This is a genomic window from Streptomyces sp. NPDC026417 (genome assembly GCF_055567695.1).
Map to the genome: position 1 here is coordinate 20,671 of NZ_JBVHPY010000019.1, position 18,630 is coordinate 39,300.

At 72.9% G+C, this 18,630-nt stretch carries 17 protein-coding genes and 1 pseudogene; 10 read left to right on the forward strand and 8 right to left on the reverse strand.

Annotated features, from left to right (window positions below; translation table 11 throughout):
* Nucleotides 1–13: 13 nt before the first annotated feature.
* Nucleotides 14–508, forward strand: a pseudogene (locus ACZ4NT_RS27190) (DUF4188 domain-containing protein); the annotation flags it as partial.
* 203 nt (nucleotides 509–711) lie between these two features.
* On the opposite strand, the gene ndgR reads toward ACZ4NT_RS27190, so the two are convergent.
* On the reverse strand, nucleotides 712–1,428 hold the full coding sequence (gene ndgR / locus ACZ4NT_RS27195; protein ID WP_028806673.1) for an IclR family transcriptional regulator NdgR: 717 nt from the start codon (nucleotides 1,426–1,428) through the stop codon (nucleotides 712–714).
* Nucleotides 1,429–1,618: 190 nt separating this feature from the next.
* Here ndgR and leuC point away from each other — a divergent pair, with 190 nt between their 5' ends.
* The 4 genes from leuC to ACZ4NT_RS27215 all read left to right on the forward strand — a co-directional run bounded on the left by leuC (nucleotide 1,619) and on the right by ACZ4NT_RS27215 (nucleotide 4,965).
* Nucleotides 1,619–3,052: a 3-isopropylmalate dehydratase large subunit gene (gene leuC / locus ACZ4NT_RS27200; RefSeq protein ID WP_121406168.1), complete on the forward strand. Its 1,434-nt coding sequence runs from the start codon at nucleotides 1,619–1,621 to the stop codon at nucleotides 3,050–3,052.
* A gap of 6 nt (nucleotides 3,053–3,058) precedes the next feature.
* A complete protein-coding gene (gene leuD / locus ACZ4NT_RS27205) occupies nucleotides 3,059–3,652 on the forward strand; it encodes a 3-isopropylmalate dehydratase small subunit (protein ID WP_121406169.1) in 594 nt (197 codons plus the stop codon).
* Nucleotides 3,653–3,930: 278 nt separating this feature from the next.
* Nucleotides 3,931–4,161, forward strand: coding sequence for an SCO5555 family protein (locus ACZ4NT_RS27210; protein ID WP_121406170.1), 231 nt, complete (start codon nucleotides 3,931–3,933; stop codon nucleotides 4,159–4,161).
* Between the two features lie 138 nt (nucleotides 4,162–4,299).
* Nucleotides 4,300–4,965, forward strand: coding sequence for an HU family DNA-binding protein (locus ACZ4NT_RS27215; protein ID WP_121406171.1), 666 nt, complete (start codon nucleotides 4,300–4,302; stop codon nucleotides 4,963–4,965).
* Nucleotides 4,966–5,050: 85 nt separating this feature from the next.
* Here ACZ4NT_RS27215 and ACZ4NT_RS27220 read toward each other — a convergent pair whose 3' ends face one another.
* Together ACZ4NT_RS27220 and cofC are read right to left on the reverse strand one after the other, a co-directional pair.
* Nucleotides 5,051–5,254 carry a hypothetical protein gene (locus ACZ4NT_RS27220; protein WP_121406172.1) on the reverse strand — a complete coding sequence of 68 codons (204 nt, stop codon included), beginning with the start codon at nucleotides 5,252–5,254 and terminating at the stop codon, nucleotides 5,051–5,053.
* Nucleotides 5,255–5,353: 99 nt separating this feature from the next.
* Complete coding sequence (gene cofC / locus ACZ4NT_RS27225; protein WP_121406173.1) at nucleotides 5,354–6,022, reverse strand: 2-phospho-L-lactate guanylyltransferase; 669 nt, start codon at nucleotides 6,020–6,022, stop codon at nucleotides 5,354–5,356.
* A 143-nt stretch (nucleotides 6,023–6,165) separates the two neighbouring features.
* Between cofC and ACZ4NT_RS27230 the strand changes: the two genes are divergently transcribed.
* The 3 genes from ACZ4NT_RS27230 (at nucleotide 6,166) to ACZ4NT_RS27240 (ending at nucleotide 9,236) form a co-directional block, all read left to right on the forward strand.
* On the forward strand, nucleotides 6,166–6,936 hold the full coding sequence (locus ACZ4NT_RS27230; protein WP_121406174.1) for a lysophospholipid acyltransferase family protein: 771 nt from the start codon (nucleotides 6,166–6,168) through the stop codon (nucleotides 6,934–6,936).
* Nucleotides 6,933–7,943: an NAD(P)H-dependent glycerol-3-phosphate dehydrogenase gene (locus ACZ4NT_RS27235; RefSeq protein WP_121406175.1), complete on the forward strand. Its 1,011-nt coding sequence runs from the start codon at nucleotides 6,933–6,935 to the stop codon at nucleotides 7,941–7,943. Before ACZ4NT_RS27230 ends, ACZ4NT_RS27235 begins: the two co-directional genes overlap by 4 nt.
* A gap of 135 nt (nucleotides 7,944–8,078) precedes the next feature.
* On the forward strand, nucleotides 8,079–9,236 hold the full coding sequence (locus ACZ4NT_RS27240) for a D-alanine--D-alanine ligase family protein (RefSeq protein ID WP_121406176.1): 1,158 nt from the start codon (nucleotides 8,079–8,081) through the stop codon (nucleotides 9,234–9,236).
* 15 nt (nucleotides 9,237–9,251) lie between these two features.
* Here ACZ4NT_RS27240 and ACZ4NT_RS27245 read toward each other — a convergent pair whose 3' ends face one another.
* Together ACZ4NT_RS27245 and ACZ4NT_RS27250 are read right to left on the reverse strand one after the other, a co-directional pair.
* Nucleotides 9,252–9,743: a DUF3515 domain-containing protein gene (locus ACZ4NT_RS27245; protein WP_121406177.1), complete on the reverse strand. Its 492-nt coding sequence runs from the start codon at nucleotides 9,741–9,743 to the stop codon at nucleotides 9,252–9,254.
* Nucleotides 9,744–9,763: 20 nt separating this feature from the next.
* Nucleotides 9,764–9,997, reverse strand: a complete 234-nt coding sequence (locus tag ACZ4NT_RS27250) for an Lrp/AsnC family transcriptional regulator (RefSeq protein ID WP_121406178.1) — start codon at nucleotides 9,995–9,997, stop codon at nucleotides 9,764–9,766.
* 206 nt (nucleotides 9,998–10,203) lie between these two features.
* On the opposite strand from ACZ4NT_RS27250, the gene ACZ4NT_RS27255 reads away from it, so the two are divergent.
* The gene (locus tag ACZ4NT_RS27255; protein ID WP_121406179.1) at nucleotides 10,204–11,169 is read left to right on the forward strand and encodes a thiamine-phosphate kinase; all 966 of its coding nucleotides are present in this window, start codon (nucleotides 10,204–10,206) and stop codon (nucleotides 11,167–11,169) included.
* Nucleotides 11,170–11,355: 186 nt separating this feature from the next.
* Here ACZ4NT_RS27255 and rpmB read toward each other — a convergent pair whose 3' ends face one another.
* Complete coding sequence (gene rpmB, locus ACZ4NT_RS27260) at nucleotides 11,356–11,541, reverse strand: 50S ribosomal protein L28 (RefSeq protein ID WP_003993230.1); 186 nt, start codon at nucleotides 11,539–11,541, stop codon at nucleotides 11,356–11,358.
* 258 nt (nucleotides 11,542–11,799) lie between these two features.
* Here rpmB and ACZ4NT_RS27265 point away from each other — a divergent pair, with 258 nt between their 5' ends.
* Nucleotides 11,800–13,626 carry a DAK2 domain-containing protein gene (locus tag ACZ4NT_RS27265; RefSeq protein WP_467728117.1) on the forward strand — a complete coding sequence of 609 codons (1,827 nt, stop codon included), beginning with the start codon at nucleotides 11,800–11,802 and terminating at the stop codon, nucleotides 13,624–13,626.
* 9 nt (nucleotides 13,627–13,635) lie between these two features.
* On the opposite strand, the gene ACZ4NT_RS27270 is transcribed toward ACZ4NT_RS27265, so the two are convergent.
* Nucleotides 13,636–16,728, reverse strand: a complete 3,093-nt coding sequence (locus ACZ4NT_RS27270; protein WP_467728066.1) for a tetratricopeptide repeat protein — start codon at nucleotides 16,726–16,728, stop codon at nucleotides 13,636–13,638.
* Nucleotides 16,725–18,569 carry an HSP90 family protein gene (locus ACZ4NT_RS27275; RefSeq protein WP_121406182.1) on the reverse strand — a complete coding sequence of 615 codons (1,845 nt, stop codon included), beginning with the start codon at nucleotides 18,567–18,569 and terminating at the stop codon, nucleotides 16,725–16,727. The genes ACZ4NT_RS27270 and ACZ4NT_RS27275 overlap by 4 nt, the downstream gene beginning before the upstream one ends.
* Between the last annotated feature and the right edge of the window lie 61 nt (nucleotides 18,570–18,630).

Genomic DNA, 18,630 nt, shown 5'->3' on the forward strand with positions numbered 1-18,630 from the left:
AACGGGGGGCTTCATGTTCGCCAAGCCGATCGCGGGCCGGGTCACCGCAGCCACCGAGGGGGACGTGGTCGTCCTGCTGATCGGCATGCGGATCAACCACTTCCGGGCGGTGCACCACTGGCTGCCGGTACTGCTGGCGATGCCCCGCATGCTGCGGGAGCTGGCCCGTGACCGGAGCCGGGGGCTGCTGGGCCACGTCCTGCTGACCGCCTCCCCGCGGACGTACTACGTGGTCCAGTACTGGGAGTCCAAGGAGAAGCTCTACGCCTACGCCGCGGCGCCCGACATGTTCCACCACCGGGCGTGGACGATCATCAACCGCAAGGAGCGGGCGGGCAAGGTGCGCCAGCACGTGGGGCTCTGGCACGAGGCCTATGTGGTGCCCGAGGGGTCGTACGAGTCGATCTACGTCGACATGCCGTCCTTCGGCCTCGGGGCGGCGCACGGTGTCCTGCCGCTGGAGAAGCGGGGGCGGCGGGCGGCCGACCGGTTCGCGCACCGGTCGTCCGGTGCGGAGACGCCCGAGGCGGCCCGGGGCGGGGCGGCGGGGGCCGGTGAGCCGGAGGCGGCGGGGGAGCGCGGGCCGGAAGAGCGGGGGGCCGGTGAGCCGCGGGCGGCGGAGGCCTCGGCCGGTCGCGGTCCCGGGGAACGGGGTGCCTGAGTGGGGGAGGGCCTGCCGCGGCGTTGAGGCCGGCCCGCCCCCGGTTCGGGTCAGCCCGTGCGGCGCAGGGCCTCGGAGAGGCGTCCGGCGGCGTCGATGACCGCCTGGGCGTGCATCCGCCCCGGGTGGCGGGTCAGCCGCTCGATCGGTCCGGAGACCGAGACGGCGGCGACCACGCGGTTCGACGGACCGCGGACGGGCGCCGACACCGACGCGACGCCCGGCTCCCGCTCGCCGATCGACTGGGCCCAGCCCCGGCGCCGGACGCCCGACAGGGCCGTCGCCGTGAAGCGGGCGCCCTGAAGGCCGCGGTGCAGCCGCTCGGGCTCCTCCCACGCCATCAGGATCTGGGCCGACGAGCCCGCCTTCATGGTGAGCGTCGAACCGACCGGGACGGTGTCCCTGAGGCCCGAGAGGCGCTCGGCCGCGGCGACGCAGATGCGCATGTCGCCCTGCCGGCGATAGAGCTGCGCGCTCTCGCCCGTGATGTCGCGCAGATGCGTGAGCACCGGGCCGGCCGTCGCGAGCAGGCGGTCCTCGCCCGCGGCCGCGGCCAGCTCGGCGAGCCGCGGGCCGAGGATGAAACGGCCCTGCATGTCGCGCGCCACCATGCGGTGGTGTTCAAGTGCCACGGCAAGCCGATGTGCCGTGGGTCGTGCCAGCCCGGTCGCCGCGACCAGCCCTGCGAGGGTGGCCGGACCGGACTCCAGGGCGCTCAGGACAAGGGCTGCCTTGTCCAGAACTCCTACGCCGCTACTGTTGTCCATGAAACGATACTCGCGTCTCACTCTGTGAAACGCAAGTTCAATTTTCCGTGGAACGCGCCACCCTTGTAGACACAGCGGCCCGCAGACCAACGGGCCCGGTGGCAGACGTCCGGTACGAGGGGTACGCACGTTGCCGCCCCGGAGATCTCTAGTTGGGCCGGCGCCACACTGACCGGCCGGAGGGAAAGCGATGGGTAGGACACTCGCGGAGAAGGTCTGGGACGACCATGTCGTCCGGCGCGCCGAGGGCGAGCCCGACCTCCTCTTCATCGATCTGCACCTCCTGCACGAGGTGACCAGCCCGCAGGCCTTCGACGGACTCCGTCAGGCCGGCCGCCCCGTGCGCCGTCTCGACCTCACCATCGCCACCGAGGATCACAACACCCCGACCCTCGACATCGACAAGCCCATCGCGGACCCGGTCTCCCGGGCCCAGCTGGAGACGCTGCGCAAGAACTGCGCCGAGTTCGGCGTCCGGCTGCACTCGCTGGGCGACGTGGAGCAGGGCGTCGTCCACGTGGTGGGACCGCAGCTGGGCCTGACCCAGCCGGGCACCACCGTGGTCTGCGGCGACTCCCACACCTCCACGCACGGCGCCTTCGGCGCGCTGGCCTTCGGCATCGGCACCTCGCAGGTCGAGCACGTGCTGGCCACCCAGACGCTGCCGCTGGCCCGCCCGAAGACCATGGCCATCACGGTCGACGGCGAGCTGCCCGAGGACGTCACGGCCAAGGACCTGATCCTGGCGATCATCGCCCGGATCGGCACCGGCGGCGGCCAGGGCTACATCCTGGAATACCGCGGCTCGGCCATCGAGAAGCTCTCGATGGAAGCCCGGATGACCATCTGCAACATGTCGATCGAGGCCGGCGCCCGCGCCGGCATGATCGCCCCCGACGAGACCACCTTCGCGTACCTCGAGGGCCGCGACCACGCCCCCCAGGGCGAGGACTGGGACGCCGCCGTGGCGTATTGGAAGACCCTGAAGTCGGACGCGGACGCGGAATTCGACGCCGAGGTCGTCATCGACGCCGCCTCGCTGGCGCCGTTCGTCACCTGGGGCACCAACCCGGGCCAGGGAGCACCCCTTTCGGCGGCCGTCCCCGATCCGGCTTCGTACGAGGACGCTTCGGAGCGCGTCGCCGCCGAAAAGGCCCTGGAGTACATGGGGTTGACCGCCGGCCAGCCGCTGCGCGACATCAAGGTGGACACGGTCTTCGTAGGTTCCTGCACCAACGGCCGCATCGAGGACCTGCGCGCCGCCGCGGCGATCGTCGAGGGCCGCAAAGTCGCCGACGGCGTACGGATGCTGATCGTCCCCGGCTCCGCCCGGGTCGGCCTGCAGGCCGTCTCCGAGGGCCTGGACGTGGTCTTCAAGGAGGCCGGCGCCGAATGGCGGCACGCGGGCTGCTCGATGTGCCTGGGCATGAACCCCGACCAGCTGGCCCCCGGTGAGCGCTCCGCGTCCACCTCCAACCGCAACTTCGAAGGCAGGCAGGGCAAGGGCGGCCGTACGCATCTGGTCTCGCCGCAGGTCGCCGCCGCCACCGCCGTGCTGGGCCATCTGGCCTCCCCGGCCGACCTGTCCGACGCGCCTGCCGCCCGTACGCCCGCTGGAGTCTGAGACGTCATGGAAGCATTCACCACGCACACCGGCCGGGCCGTTCCGCTGCGCCGCAGCAACGTCGACACCGACCAGATCATCCCCGCCCACTGGCTCAAGAAGGTGACCAGGGACGGTTTCGAGGACGGGCTGTTCGAGGCCTGGCGCAAGGACCCGTCGTTCATCCTCAACCAGCCCGAGCGGGACGGCGCCACGGTGCTGGTCGCCGGACCCGACTTCGGCACCGGCTCCTCGCGCGAGCACGCCGTCTGGGCCCTGCAGAACTACGGCTTCAAGGCCGTGATCTCGTCCCGCTTCGCCGACATCTTCCGGGGCAACTCGCTGAAGAACGGCCTGCTCACCGTGGTGCTCGACCAGAAGATCGTGGACGCGCTGCAGGACCTCGCCGAGAAGGACCCCACGGCCGAGATCACGGTCGACCTGGAGGCCCGCGAGGTGCGCGCCGAGGGCATCACCGCCGCCTTCGAGCTCGACGAGAACGCCCGCTGGCGGCTGCTGAACGGCCTGGACGACATCTCCATCACCCTGCAGAACGAGGGCGACATCGCCACCTACGAGGCGAAGCGGCCCTCGTACAAGCCGAAGACGCTCCAGGTCTGACCCCGTGGACCGGATGAACGGCTGACACAAGACTGGTTTCGGCCACCCGCAACACCCCTCTGTACCCCCAATCGTGGACGGTTGGGGGTACAGCCGTGTCCGGACCCGATCCGCTGCGACGGCACCCTTGTGAGCTGCCAACTTCCCACGTTACGGCGGTGGTTGACGGGGTACGCGATCCTGGAACCCGCGCTGCGGCGGGGTGTTCGGGAGGCCGCCACAGGCCGCAGTTGCCCCCTGCGCAGGCGACAACTCGCCCCAGATGGCACAATCTGTGCATGGAACACGACGGCCAACTCGAGCTCTATACGGCGGTCGCGGCCCAACTCAAGGAAGCGCACACACAAGTGCGCGCACTGCAAGTCCCGGAGGGCGTACGGATGGCGCTGACCCGGAAGCTGCTGGTCATTACGGCCGCGGCCAAGCACGATCTCGCCGATGCGACAAGGCGTCTGGAGCGGTTCATGGCGGACCTCGACGAGGGTCGATTTCCGGAAGAGGAACGCTGAGGAACTCCGCGACAGCCCGAGTTCGTTGCGGCACAAGGGTGATTAGCCCGTTTCGTGTTTGATTTGCGGTATATATCTGCCTAACGTGCGAAAACGCCTGGACACTTTCGTTCGGGCAATGTCTCCGAAGGGGAAGACGTGAACAAGGCGCAGCTCGTAGAAGCGATTGCGGACAAGGTCGGCGGGCGTCAGCAGGCCGCTGACGCGGTCGACGCCGTACTGGACGCGGTCGTCCGTGCGGTCGTCAGCGGGGAAAGGGTCTCGGTCACCGGCTTCGGTTCGTTCGAGAAGGTCGACCGCCCGGCTCGCTACGCCCGCAACCCGCAGACGGGGGAGCGCGTTCGGGTCAAGAAGACCTCGGTGCCGCGCTTCCGCGCCGGTCAGGGCTTCAAGGACCTGGTGAGCGGCTCCAAGAAGCTGCCGCGCGGTGGCGAGGTCTCGGTCAAGAAGGCGCCCAAGGGCAGCCTGTCCGGCGGGGCTTCCGCGACGGTCAAGAAGGCCGCGGCCAAGAAGACCACCGCCAAGAAGGCCACGGGCGCCGCGAAGAAGACCACCGCCAAGAAGACGACGGCGACGGCGGCGAAGAAGACCACCGCCACGGCGAAGAAGACCACGGCGAAGAAGACCACCGCCAAGAAGGCCACGGGCGCCGCGAAGAAGACCACCGCCAAGAAGACGACGGGCGCCGCGAAGAAGACCGCCGCCAAGAAGGCCCCGGCCAAGAAGGCGACGGCCAAGAAGGCTCCCGCCAAGAAGTCGACGGCGCGCAAGACCACCGCCAAGAAGGCCACCGCCCGCAGGTAGCAGGGGCGCAGGGCACCTCACGCGCCGGGCCGGGCTCCCACCGGGAGCCCGGCCCGCGGCGTGTGCGCGGGCGGTCGGCGCGCGGTCAGAAGGTGTGCAGCGTGACGAGCGTGATCCGGCGGGACCCGCCCTCGCCCTCGACGTCGATGCGCACCCGCTGTCCCGGGCGCAGCAGCCGCAGGGCGCCCGCGTCGAACGCCGGTGCGTCGAAGGGCATCGGGGTGCCGTCGTCGAGCAGCACCTGGCCGCTGCGGGTCTCGGGGTCGTACGTGTACGCGGTCGCCTGCATGAGGGAAGCCTAGGGCCTGCACCGCACCTGCACTTCCCGAACCCGTACCGCACCGGGCGCCGCCGCCGGCCGGGGCGACCCGCGACCTGCGGTGCGGGGTCAGGGGATCAGCGGGCCCGGGAGCCCGGCGGGCCGGTCCGGGATCAGCAGCCGGGCCGCCGCCGCGGCCGTACGGGCGCCCACACCCAGTGCCAGCGCCGCCCGCAGGTCGTCGCCGGTGTCCACGTCCTGACGCACCGACTCCACCGCGTCGAGGCCCAGCTCCACGGCACCCGAGGAGCGGTGGCGCGCCCGGGAGGCGGTACCGAAGGCGGGCAGCAATTCCCGGCCCGGCGCCGCGGCCAGGAGAGTGGTGCCGATTGCCGCGGCATCGGCGAGAAATGCACGGGGGAATTCGGCGGCGGCGTCGAGTACCCGTTCCAATTCGGCGGGACGCAGCGCGGGGAGATCGGCGTTGAGTGCGGCCACCGCGCTGTCGGGACTTCGGGAACGCACGACCGCGGCCGCGTGCCCGAGGGCCGCGTTCAGGCCGCCCGCGGGTTCGTCGGGGACAATACGGGCCCCGAGCAGGGCCAGCTCGCGTCCGGCCAGGGGATCGTCCGTGACGACCGCCACATCCCCCACCGCGGCACAGGCCAGCGCGGCCGCCACGGTGTCCTGGGCGAAGGCGAGCGCGAGACCCGGGCGCAGCACGTCCCCTGCGGTGTCCGACAGCCTGCTCTTGGCCCTTGCCAGGGTTTTCAGCGGTATCACCAAGGTCCACTGCACGAGCGTTCCGTCCCCTCTTGTCGCGCCCATTGTGACCCGCGCCCCGGGGCGGGCCCGCGACCGGGGCGTACGGTGTTCTCGACAGACCGGCGGCCCCGGGTGACACTTGTGCGGGCCCCCAGGCCCTAGAGGAAGGTGTCCGCGTGTCCCGCCGCAGAATCGGCTTCTGGTACCGCTTCGCAGCGGTCCTGTGCAAACCGCCACTGGTGGTTCTGATCAAGCGGGACTGGCGTGGAATGGAGAACATTCCGGCCGAGGGTGGATTTATCACCGCGGTGAACCACAATTCGCACGTGGACCCGTTCGCCTACGCGCACTTCCAGTACAACACCGGACGGGTTCCTCGATTCCTCGCGAAGGCCGCGCTTTTCCGCAAGGGCTTCGTCGGTGCCGCGATGCGCGGCACCGGACAGATCCCCGTCTACCGCGAGAGCACCGACGCGCTGAGCGCCTTCCGGGCCGCGATCGAGGCTGTGGAGCGCGGCGAGTGCGTCGCCTTCTACCCCGAGGGAACGCTCACGCGTGACCCCGACGGCTGGCCGATGACCGGCAAGACCGGCGCCGCGCGAGTCGCCCTGCAGACCAAGTGCCCGGTGATCCCGGTCGCCCAGTGGGGCGCCAACGAACTGCTGGCGCCGTACGCGAAGAAGCCCGACATCCTTCCCCGCAAGACCCACCGGGTGCTGGCCGGACCGCCGGTGGACCTCTCGCGTTTCTACGGCAAGGACATGACCCCCGACCTCCTCAAGGAGGCCACCGAGGTCATCATGGCCGCCGTCACCGCACTGCTCGAGGAGATCCGCGGCGAGAAGGCGCCCGAGACGCCCTACGACCCGCGCCAGGTGCGCATCGAACAGCGCCGCAGGGCCGCGGCCAAGTCCAGAGCACAGCAGGAAGAGGGGCAAGGCGCGTGAGCAAGCCGGTCAAGGCGGCCGTCTTCGGGACCGGATCGTGGGGCACGGCCTTCGGCATGGTGCTCGCCGACGCGGGGTGCGACGTCACCCTGTGGGGGCGCCGCGCCGATCTCGCCGAAGCGGTCAACTCCACCCGTACGAACCCGGACTACCTGCCGGGCGTCGAACTCCCGGAGAACCTGCGGGCCACCACGGACGCCGCCGAAGCCGCGGACGGCGCCGACTTCACGGTGCTCGCCGTGCCTTCGCAGACCCTGCGCGGCAACCTCGCCGCCTGGGCGCCGCTGCTCGCACCGGACACCGTCCTCGTCTCCCTCATGAAGGGCGTCGAACTCGGCTCCGCGATGCGGATGAGCGAGGTGATCGAGGACGTCGCCAAGGTGGGCGAGGACCGGATCGCCGTGGTCACCGGACCCAACCTCGCCCGGGAGATCGCCGCGCGCATGCCGGCCGCCTCGGTGGTGGCCTGCCGCTCCGAAGCCGTCGCCCGCCGTCTGCAGACCGCCTGCCACACGCCCTACTTCCGCCCGTACACCATCACCGACGTGGTCGGCAGTGAACTCGGCGGCGCCGTCAAGAACGTGATCGGCCTCGCCGTCGGCATCGCGGACGGCATGGGACTCGGCGACAACGCCAAGGGCTCGCTGATCACCCGCGGCCTCGCGGAGACCACCCGGCTCGGCCTCGCCATGGGCGCCGACCCGTTCACCTTCTCCGGACTCGCGGGCCTGGGCGACCTGGTGGCCACCTGCTCCTCGCCGCTGTCGCGCAACCACACCTTCGGCACCAACCTGGGCAAGGGCATGACCCTGCAGGAGACCATCGCGGTCACCCGGCAGACCGCCGAGGGCGTCAAGTCCTGCGAGTCGGTGCTGGATCTGGCCCGCCGGCACGGCGTCGACATGCCCATCACCGAGACGGTCGTCGGCATCGTCCACGAGGGCAAGGCGCCGGTCGTCGCGCTCAAGGAACTGATGTCGCGCAGCGCCAAGCCGGAGCGGCGCTGACGGTCCCCGGACGGCTCCCGGGGCGACGCTCCGCTGTCACCGGCACGACGCTGAGCGACGGCCGCCGGACGGTGTCGGGCAACGCCGCCGTGGGGCGCTGACTCACCGCCTACCACCGGGTACTCTCAACGCGATATGAGCACCGAGAACCTCCCCCAGAGCCCCGGGCAGCCGCCTCGCAAGCCGCGTGTGGCCGTCGTCTTCGGCGGTCGCAGCTCCGAACACGGGATCTCCGTGGTCACGGCCGGCGCCGTCCTGCGCGCCATCGACCGGACCAAGTACGACGTCCTCCCGATCGGCATCACCCAGGACGGCCGTTGGGCGCTCACGGCGGACGAGCCGGAACGGATGGCGATCGTCGACCGGCGCCAGCCCAATGTCGACCAGCTGGCCGAGACCGGCGAGGGCGGCGTGGTGCTCCCCGTCGACCCCGCCAACCGCGAAGTCGTCTACAGCGAACCGGGTTCCGTCCCCAAGGCGCTCGGCGAGGTCGACGTCGTCTTCCCCGTGCTGCACGGCCCGTACGGCGAGGACGGCACGCTGCAGGGCCTCCTGGAGCTCTCCGGAGTCCCCTACGTCGGCGCCGGTGTGCTCGCCTCGGCCGTCGGCCAGGACAAGGAGTACATGAAGCGGGTGTTCACCTCCTTCGGGCTCAAGGTCGGCCCGTACGTGGTGATCCGGCCTCGGGAGTGGGACAACGACCGCGCCGCCGCCCGCAAGAAGATCATCGACTTCGCCGGTGAGCACGGCTGGCCGCTGTTCGTGAAGCCGGCCCGTGCGGGTTCCTCGATCGGCATCACCAAGGTCGACGGCCTCGCCGGTCTGGACGAGGCGATCGAGGAGGCCCGGCGCCACGACCCGAAGATCCTCGTGGAGGCGCTGCTGCGCGGCCGCGAGATCGAGTGCGGCGTCCTGGAGTTCGAGGACGGGCCGCGGGCCAGCCTGCCGGCCGAGATCCCGCCGGCGCAGTCGCACGCGTACTACGACTTCGAGGCCAAGTACATCGACTCCACGCCCGGCATCGTGCCGGCCCCGCTGACGCCCGAGGAGACCGCCGACGTCCAGCGGCTCGCCGTCGACGCCTTCGAGGCCGTGGCGTGCGAGGGCCTGGTGCGGGCGGACTTCTTCCTCACCGAGGACGGGGAGTTCGTGATCAACGAGGTCAACACCATGCCCGGCTTCACGCCGATCTCGATGTACCCGAAGATGTGGGAGGCGAGCGGCATCGGCTACGCGGAGCTCGTGGACCTGCTCATCGGGGCGGCGCTGCGGCGGCCGACCGGACTGCGCTGACCGTCCCCCCGTACGTCAGTCGGCGATCCCTTCGGGGATCGCCTTCTTGACGGGCTCGGCGAGGTCGACGAGTGCTCCCGCGCCCTTCTTGGACTGCTGCGTGCTGAGCCGCACCTCGACGTAGGCCCTGCGCAGGCTCGACGTGAAGACGTACGAACCGTCGTCCTGCTCCTGCACCAGCCAGCCCACTCCGTTCACCACGGTGGACGACGACTTCGGATCGAGCATCTCGGCGGGTCGCCCGACACCGCAGCGCAGTATGATCGCCGGGCCTCCCCAGCCCGCGGTCAACGCGGACCGGGGCTCGGGATCCCTACGCTCCAGACCGTCCACCCGCTTCGGCAGCACCTTGTCCAGGTTCCGGCACAACTCGGTGACCTTCGCGTCCGGGCTGGGAACCGCGGCGGCGGCGCTGTCGTCTGCTGAGGAGCAGCCAGTGGCGGCGATCAACAGGGCGAGCACGGACAGCCCGGGGGAAGCGTTGAGCCGGTGACGGGAGATGTTCACCGGCCAAGGGTAGACGGGGGCTACAGGTGCACGACCGGGCAGGTCAGGGTTCGGGTGATGCCATCCACTTGCTGGACCTTGGCGACCACCATGCGGCCCAGCTCGTCGACGGTGTCGGCCTGGGCGCGCACGATCACGTCGTACGGTCCCGTCACGTCCTCGGCCTGGATCACCCCCGGGATCTTGCTGATCGATTCGGCGACGGTCGACGCCTTGCCGACCTCCGTCTGGATCAGGATGTACGCCTGTACCACGGAACCTCCAGGGCGGCCACGAGGATCATGTGGGGAAAAGGAACGCCACGGTATCGCGTCGCCGCTCGCCACGGGGAGACCCGCGGGGCCTGGGGCTTGCGCGCCGGGGTGTACGGACTGCACAAGTTGACGGTCACATCGACCGTACCGAGTACAGAGACGGCTCGCGACCGGGCACCGGTCGCGGCAGAGGGAGCAGTACGACGATGAAGGGCACCGTGGGCGAGTTGGGGGAGTTCGGGCTCATCAGAGAGCTCACGTCGCGGCTTACCACCACCCCGGCGGTCCGGGTCGGTCCGGGCGACGACGCGGCCGTCGTCGCCGCGCCCGACCGCAGGGTCGTGGCGAGCACCGACATCCTCCTGGAGGGGCGGCACTTCCGCCGCGACTGGTCCACGGCGTACGACGTGGGACGCAAGGCGGCCGCGCAGAACCTCGCGGACATCGCCGCGATGGGCGCGGTACCGACGGCTCTGCTGCTCGGTCTCGTCGTCCCGGCCGAACTGCCCGCCACTTGGCCCTCCGAGCTGATGGACGGGCTGCGTGACGAATGCCAGGTCGCGGGTGCGGCCGTGGTCGGCGGCGATGTCGTACGGGGCGACACGATCACCGTGGCGATCACCGCGCTCGGCGACCTGCGCAACCACGAGCCGGTGACCCGGGCCGGTGCGCAGCCCGGTGACGTGGTCGCCGTGACGGGCTGGCTGGGCTGGTCGGCGGCCGGCTTCGCGGTGCTCTCCCGCGGCTTCCGGTCGCCGCGCGCGTTCGTGGAGGCCCACCGGCGCCCCGAGCCGCCGTACCACGCGGGTCCCGCGGCGGCCGGGCTGGGCGCGACCTCGATGACGGACGTCAGCGACGGGCTGATCGCCGACCTCGGGCACATCGCGGAGGCGAGCAAGGTGCGCATCGACGTCCGCTCCGGGGACATCGACGTTCCCTCGCAGATGAACGACATCGGGCAGGCCGTGGGCGTCGACCCGATCCAGTGGGTGCTCACCGGGGGCGAGGACCACGCCATCGTGGCGACCTTCCCGCCGGACGTGAAGCTGCCCGCCCGCTGGAAGGTGATCGGCGAGGTGCTCAACCCGTCGGCGCTGCCCCAGGTGACGGTCGACGGAGCGCCCTGGACGAACAAGGGCGGCTGGGACCACTTCGGGGACATCGAGTCGTGACGGGGAGGCGGTGCTCACCGAGGGGGCGGTGAGCACCGCGGCACTCCCGGCGGCGCCCCCGCGCGTGGGGACGGCAAAAAGCCGGCCCACTCGGAAGTGGACCGGCTCTGAGCAGCGAACCAGCAGTGGCCGCGCGCGACTGGGGTTCCCCCTGCCCCGGCAGGGCCGGAGCGTGGGGAAGATGCGTCAGCGCGAGACCTTGCCGGCCTTGATGCACGAGGTGCAAGCGTTCACGCGCTTCGGCGTCCCGCCCACCACGGTACGGACGCGCTGGATGTTCGGGTTCCAGCGACGGGACGTACGGCGGTGCGAGTGCGAGATGTTGTTGCCGAAGCCCGGCCCCTTGCCGCAGACGTCGCAGTTGGCAGCCACGGGTCACTCCAAAGACTTCAGATGCTCTTACGGTGGATCCCGGCATGCCGGGATCAAGATCTAGGATCTGAGTGGCGGTGCCAGGGGGAAGGCCCGATCGGATCGGGCAACCGGAGCAGCATACAACGACTGCGTCCGTACAACGAAACTACCATGGCCGCGCGACGCCCCTCCCCGGCCTCGGCAGGGCCCTCTTCCGCCGGGGACCCGTCCTGGGTCTACGCTGCGTCCCACGTCCGGCAGCTCAAGGAGGCGCAGGTGCCGCAGGTGCCGCAGACATTGGACGCATCCGCGGTGCGCACCTGGTGCGGTCTCGCGCTGGAGGCGCTGGGGCGGGCCCGCGAGGAGATCGACGCCATCAATGTCTATCCCGTGGCCGACGGTGACACCGGGACGAACCTCTATCTGACGATGGAGTCGGCCGCCACGGCGGTCGAGGCCGTCTTCGCCGGGCACGACGCGATGTCCGCGACCGGCAGGCCCCTCTCGGCCGGGGACGCGGCCACCGCCGGCGTCGCGGACCCGGCAGGGCGGCCCAGCCTGGCCGAGGCGGTACGGGCCATGGCGCACGGGGCGCTGATCGGGGCCCGGGGCAACTCCGGGACGATCCTCGCCCAGCTGCTCCGCGGGATGGCGCAGGTGCTCGCCGCCGACCGTGACCGCTCTCACACCGACGGGCGGGGACTGCGCCTCGCGCTGCGGCATGCCTCCGACTCCGCCCGCGAGGCCGTCGCCCACCCCGTCGAGGGCACGGTCCTCACCGTCGCCGCGGCCGCCGCCGACGCGGCCGCCGAAGCCGAGGGCGACTGCGGGACGGTCGCGAGGGCCGCGTACGGGGCCGCCCGGGAGGCGCTGGCGGCCACCCCCGGGCAGCTGGCCGTGCTGGAGCGCGCGGGCGTGGTGGACGCGGGCGGGCGCGGACTGCTGGCCGTCCTGGCGGCCCTGGTCGAGACGTTCACCGGAGAGCCGCCGGCCGGAGCGGCGATACCCGTCCTGGCGACGCGGACCGAGCCGGCACCGGGGGAGGACGCGGAGGCGGCGCGGACCGTCGCGGAACAGGTCGCGCGGGACGCCCTCCCCGCACGCGCGGACGACGGGGCAGCCGACCCGGAGGCCCCGCACGAGGTCTGCGCGGACGCGACGCCGGACGCGGGCGGACCCGCCTTCGAGGTGATCTACCTGCTGGAGGCCGAGGACGCGGCCGTCGCCCGGCTGCGGACGCGGCTCGACGGGCTGGGGGACTCCCTCGTCGTGGTCGGCGGCGACGGCCTGTGGAACGTCCATGTGCACGTCGACGACGCGGGCGCTGCCGTGGAGGCGGGCATCGAGGCGGGTCGGCCGTACCGGATCCGCATCACCCACTTCGGGCTGGGCGACGTCCACACGGGAGGCGCCGGGGCCGGACGCCCTCCACGGGAGCGCGCGCAGCGGGCCGTCGTGGCGGTCGTGCCCGGCGAGGGCCTGGCGGGCCTGTACGCGGAGGCCGGGGCCACCACCGTGCTCGCACGGCCGGGGGAGCCGCCGGCCAGCGGCGAGCTCGTCGAGGCGGTACGGCGGGCCCACGCGCTGGAGGTGGTGCTGCTGCCCAACGACGCGGAGCTGCGCCACACCGCGGCCGCCGCGGCCGAGCAGGCCCGCACGGAGGGCGTCCGCGTCGCGCTGATCCCGACCCGGTCCGCGGTGCAGGGCATCGCGGCACTCGCCGTCCACGAGCCGGACCGCCGTTTCGACGAGGACGTCGTCGCCATGACCTCGGCGGCCGGCGCGACCCGCTACGCCGAAGTCGCCGTCGCGGAGCGCCAGTCCTGGACCATGGCGGGCATCTGCCAGGCCGGCGACATCCTCGGGCTCATCGACGGCGACGTCGCCGTCATCGGCTCCGAGCTGACGGCCACCGCCGAGACCGTCCTGAACCGCATGCTGTCGGCCGGCGGCGAGATGGTCACCCTCGTGCTGGGCGACGACGCCCCCGAGACCATCGCCACCCACCTCGAGGCGTGCGTCCGGGAGTCGTACCTCGCGGTGGACACGGTCGTGTACCGGGGCGGCCGGCAGGGCGCGCTGCTGCTCATCGGCGTGGAGTAGCGGGCCTCCTCACCCGGCCGCCGCCATCAGCTCCAGCATCCTCTCCGCCTCGGCCCGCCGTGCCCGGGGCACCTCGCCGTCGAGCCCTTCGTACGCGGCCAGCACCTCACGCGCGCGGGCCGAAGCCGCCGCGGGGCGCCCCAGGTCGGCCTCCAGCCACCCGGCGGAGAGTTCGGCCCCCGTCCGGAGATCGCGTCCGCCCGCACCGAGCACGGCGAAGGCCGCGGCCGCCCGTGCGACCTGGTCCAGCGCCTCCTCGAACGCGGCCTGCGCCGAGTCCTCCGCCGCGCCGTCCGGGACGGACCGGGCGACGAGATCCCCGAACTGCCGGTGCGTGTGACCGAGTTCGGCCACCAGGCGGTGGTGGTTCTCCTCGTCCACCGCGGAACTCCCGGCTGCCGTGACGGCCGGGGAGGGGCCGTCCGCGCCGGACGCGGGGGAGTCGTCGGCGCCGGACGCGGCGGGGTGCGCAACGCCGGGGCCGGACGGGCCCGTGTCGGCGGTGCCGGGGCCGGACGCCGCGGTGACCTCCCGGAGGGCGCGCTCGCACTCCCGTACCGCCTCGGTCATCAGCTCCCGCGCGGCGTCGGGTCCCGCCTCGCCGCGCGCCGCGATCCACGCCCGGGCGCGCAGCGCGCGGACCAGGCCGTGGACGTTGCCCAGGGACCGCCAGAGGTCACCGGCGCGCTCGTACGCACGGTCGGCCTCGACGGGCAGTTCGGCGTGCCCGAGCGACTCGGCCGCGAGGTGGGCGAGCATCGCGTGATCGTGCTGATCGGGCCAGTGCCGGGCGATGTCGGCCGCCCGCAGCCGGCGTTCGGCCGCCTCCCGGTGCTCACCGAGCTCGGCGAGGCAGTCGCCGAGCCACCACTGCGTCTGCACGATCGCACCGTCGCCGTGCACCTCGGCCGTCAGGTCCGGCAGCGCCGACTCCAGCACCTCCGCGGCCTCCGCCCAGCGCTCCTCGCGGAGCAGGAAACCGCCCAGCTGGTGCCGCGCCCACGCGCCGAGGGTCTGCCCCTCGCCCCCTTCGTCGGCCCAGTGCGCCGCCTCCAGGGCGTGCTCCGCGGCGGGCCCGGCCCGTCCGGTGGCGTCGAGGATCTCCGCCAGTTGCAGGTGCAGCCGGGCGTGCCCGACGGCCTCCAGATGGGGGCCGCCGTCCTCCAGCGCGGCCCGTACCGCCCGTTCCGCCGTCTCCAAGTCCCCGAGGTGCCGCGCGATCCCGGCGAGCCGGGCCTGGTACTCCACCGCGAACCACGGCAGCCCGGCCGCCGTGAACTCCGCCACCGCCCGGGCGTACAGCTCGGCGGCCGTCCGTGCGTCCCCGTCGTGCGCGGCCAGTTCCGCGAGCATCGCCCGTGCCTCCGCGGCCCGCGCGGCGAGCCGGATCTCGCCGGTGTGCGGCTCGACGAGCGCCAGCAGCTCCCGTACGGCCGTCTCGGCGTCGACGGCGGCCGGGTCCGCGTCGCCGTCCCGCGCGCTCTCGCCGGGACCGGCGCCGGGTGCCGCCTCGTGCACCCGCTGCAGCAGGATGCGCGCGCGGGCCACCAGCACGGACGCCGTCTGGCGTACGCCCGTCCCGTCCGCCGCGAAGAGGGCGAGCACCTGCTCGTACGGCTCCCGGACGGCCGCCAGGGCCTCCTCGGTGCGGCCGGTTCCGGCGAGCGCGTACGCCCCGCGCGCGCGTGCGGCCAGCGCCTCGCCCGGGTCACCGGCCTCCGCGTACCACTCGGCCGCCCGCTCGAAGAGGGCGGCGCCCTCCGGGCCGCGGCCCATCGCCTCGTGATCGGCGATCTCCGCGCGGTCGCCGGGGCCCAGCTCCCGGCCCGCGGCAGCGCGGCCCACGGCGGCCCAGGCCTCGACGGCCTCGGGTGCCATCGCCGCGGACAGCCGCCGGGCCTCCCCGAGCAGCGCGGACAGGTCCGGCTCCGCGGACGACTGCGCGGACGGTCCGGCAGCGGGGACCGGCCGCGGTGCCGGGGCGGGACGGACGCTGCGTACGCCGAGGGGGAGCCGGTCCACCAGGGGGCGCCGGTCCATCCGGGCGCGGGTGCGGTCGCCGACGTGCGGGGTGCCGTTGCGTTCGTCGAAGCGCGCGGCCAGTGCCAGGGCCTCCTCGCGCGCGTGGACGGCGAGTTCGGCCGCCGTCCAGGTCCGCCCGGCCGGGCCGGGCACCGGCTGCCCGCCGAGTCCCAGCTCGGTCAGCCGGTCCATCAGCAGGGCCACCACGGCCATGAAGTCCAGCCGGCTGCGGGGTTCTCCGGAGTCCGTGAAGTACGCGGGACGCTCGGCGAGCAGTTCCAGGGCGCGCGCCTCGTTCCCGCTCAGCGCGCAGAACTCGACGTGGTCCGCGTAGGCGCCGCGCATGCTCTCCATGGCGCGCACCAGCCGCAGGCCCCTGAGGTGGTGGGAGCGCGCCTCGTCCAGGCGGCCCAGCCGCAGCAGCGGCAGCAGCGAGGACGCCAGGACGGCGTGCGGCTCGTGGGCGCACGTGTACGCGCCGTCCAGGACCGGCCGCCACGCCTCCAGCGCCGCGGCGTCCCCGTGGCGCGACACCTGCCACCACCCCTGGTCGTGCAGTTCGCAGGCGTGGCAGTCGGCCATGCCGTCCCGGTCGGCCGCCAGCCACGCGGTATACGCCCGCTCGGCGCGCTCCAGGTCGCCGACATGGTGCGCGACGCTGAACTCGGCGCTGCGCACGGCCCGTTCGGAGTGCCCGGCGAGGCGGTAGCGGTGCTCCATCTCGCCGAGCCACTTCTCGATGGCGGCGAGCGGGATGTGCGGCTGGCCCAGCATGCCGGCGGACATCCACTTGAAGACCCAGTGCAGCGAGTGCGTCTCGTACTCGTCGAAGTGCTCGGGGTGTTCGTCCCACATGCGCAGCAGGCGCGCGAAGGGGACGAACATCTTGTCCTTCTCGGAGCTGTAGTTGTAGACCTTCAGCTGGTGCCCGAGCGCCTCGATCACGGCGAGCGGGACGTTCAGCCCCTCGGCCTCGGCGAGCAGCTGCTCCGCACGCGCGTTGCGGGCGGGCCCCTCGGGCTGCGCCTGGTTCTCCGCCATCGCGTGGCGCAGCGCGTCGACGTCCGTGATCGGGCTCATCGGCGGCCGTCCTCCTCGGACTCGGGGTGCGTCGCCCATTCGAGGAGCCCGATGAACGCGCGGTTGAGCAGGGCGGAGTCCGCGGGCCGCAGCGGGCGCTGCGCCATCAGCAGGGCCTGGCCGTACAGGGACTCGGTGGCCGTGCCGATCAGTTCCGGGTCGCGCAGCGAACTGATCCGGCGGATCAGCGGATTGAGGTGGTTCAGCACCAGCCGGGCGCGCGGGGCGCTGCCGCGGAGCGAGCCGAGGATGCCCGCCCACAGGTCGTCGGCCTGCTCCTCGGCGTCGGCGCGGGCCTGTTCGTGGCGGGCCGCCCGGTCGTCCAGGTGGAGCGCCGGCACCGAGAGGGGGTGGAAGGACCGCAGGGCGACGTCGCAGCCCAGGGGGTCGAGCCTCGCCCGTGCGGCGGCCAGGAAGCCCGCCAGGGCCAGCTCCTCCGCCGGGTCGACGGTGTCCAGGTGCGCCGTCACGGTGTCCGCGTCCAGCTCGGCCACCACCGTGCCCGGACGCACCGACGGGAGGGCGGCGACGAGCTCGCCGTCGTACGTGTAGCCGCCGTTGACGACGCCCACGCCCTGCGCGGACGCGATGGGCGCGACCTGCCGGTACTCCTCCACGGTCCGCGTGAAGTGCACCACGGGGTGCCGCTGCGCGAACTCCTCCAGCGACAGCCGTCCGTCGGTCGTCTCGAAGGGCAGCCACGGCAGCATCGTGCGCAGCATCTCGCTGTCGTGCCGGGCCAGCGACTTCACGCCCAGGTGGTGCACCGAAAGGAAGGCGCCGAGCCGCTCCGGGTCGCCCGCGGCGAGACCGGTCAGCCACGAGCGGATCCGCTCGCCCAGCGCGTCCCGCACCCCCGCCAGCGTCTCGTCCTCGTACAGCGACTCGCGCGACGCCGTGGGCCGCAGGCTGTCCGTGTCCAGGACGCAGCGCACGAAGAACGCCCAGTCCGGCAGCAGGTGTTCGGCGCGCTCGGTGAGCAGCATCCCCTTCAGATGGACGCGGTGCCCGGCACGCTGGGCGGGGCTGACCGCCGACGGCAGCACGTAGGCGACCCCGCGGACCCCGGCGAGCGGCACGTCCAGGTCGATCGAGTCCAGCGGCGTGAACCCGAACAGGTCGTGGCAGTGCCGGGCCAGGGCGACCCTGCGGGCGGCGGGACTCGGGTGCGCCCGGTCCCAGGGGGCCGGCAGGTCCGTGACCGCCTCGTCGCCCACCCGGACGTCGTACGGCAGCAGCGACCCGAAGTCCCGGGCCAGCGTCCGCACCCGCTCCTCCGTCAGCCACTCGCCGGCTCCGGGGCGCGCCACCAGGTGCACGGTGGTGCCCGGTTCGGGCCGGGCCGCGTCGGGCAGCGTCCTGACCGTGTAGGACCCGTCGTCCGCCGCCGTCCACTCCACCGGCGGCGCCTCGGGCGTGCGGGCGCTGCGGCTGACGACGCGGATGCGCTCGGCGACGACGAAGCAGGCCAGCAGGCCGATGCCAAACTGCCCCAGGAAGTCGGAGCGGGCCGACTCCAGGCCCTCGCCCCGCTTGGAGCTGCGGCCGATCGTCGCCAGCAGGCTGTGCACGTCGGCCTCGGTGAGCCCGACGCCGGAGTCCTCCACCCGCAGGGCGCCCCCGTCGCCCTCGACGCGGAGCCGGATCACGGCCGGGGCGTCCGGCTGCTCGGCCCGGCGCGCGGTGACGGCGTCCACGGCGTTCTGCAGCAGTTCGCGCAGGTAGACCCGGGGGCTGGAGTAGAGGTGGTGGGAGAGCAGGTCCACGAGGCCGCGCAGATCGACCTGGAACGTGTGAGGCGACCGCGGTGCCTGGGATGACTGAGAAGTCTGTGAGTCCATCGTCGCAGCGCCGGTGGGGGGACGGGCGACGGCGCGGGGTCGGGCGGTCCCGGGGCACGGT

Coding starts and splice junctions, on each gene's coding strand:
- leuC (WP_121406168.1), top strand. CDS start 1,619: ATGGGTAGGACACTCGCGGAGAAGGTCTGGGACGACCATGTCGTCCGG.
- ACZ4NT_RS27255 (WP_121406179.1), top strand. CDS start 10,204: ATGAAGGGCACCGTGGGCGAGTTGGGGGAGTTCGGGCTCATCAGAGAG.
- ACZ4NT_RS27270 (WP_467728066.1), bottom strand. CDS start 16,728: ATGAGCCCGATCACGGACGTCGACGCGCTGCGCCACGCGATGGCGGAG.
- leuD (WP_121406169.1), top strand. CDS start 3,059: ATGGAAGCATTCACCACGCACACCGGCCGGGCCGTTCCGCTGCGCCGC.
- ndgR (WP_028806673.1), bottom strand. CDS start 1,428: ATGGACAACAGTAGCGGCGTAGGAGTTCTGGACAAGGCAGCCCTTGTC.
- ACZ4NT_RS27220 (WP_121406172.1), bottom strand. CDS start 5,254: ATGCAGGCGACCGCGTACACGTACGACCCCGAGACCCGCAGCGGCCAG.
- ACZ4NT_RS27240 (WP_121406176.1), top strand. CDS start 8,079: ATGAGCACCGAGAACCTCCCCCAGAGCCCCGGGCAGCCGCCTCGCAAG.
- ACZ4NT_RS27275 (WP_121406182.1), bottom strand. CDS start 18,569: ATGGACTCACAGACTTCTCAGTCATCCCAGGCACCGCGGTCGCCTCAC.
- ACZ4NT_RS27210 (WP_121406170.1), top strand. CDS start 3,931: ATGGAACACGACGGCCAACTCGAGCTCTATACGGCGGTCGCGGCCCAA.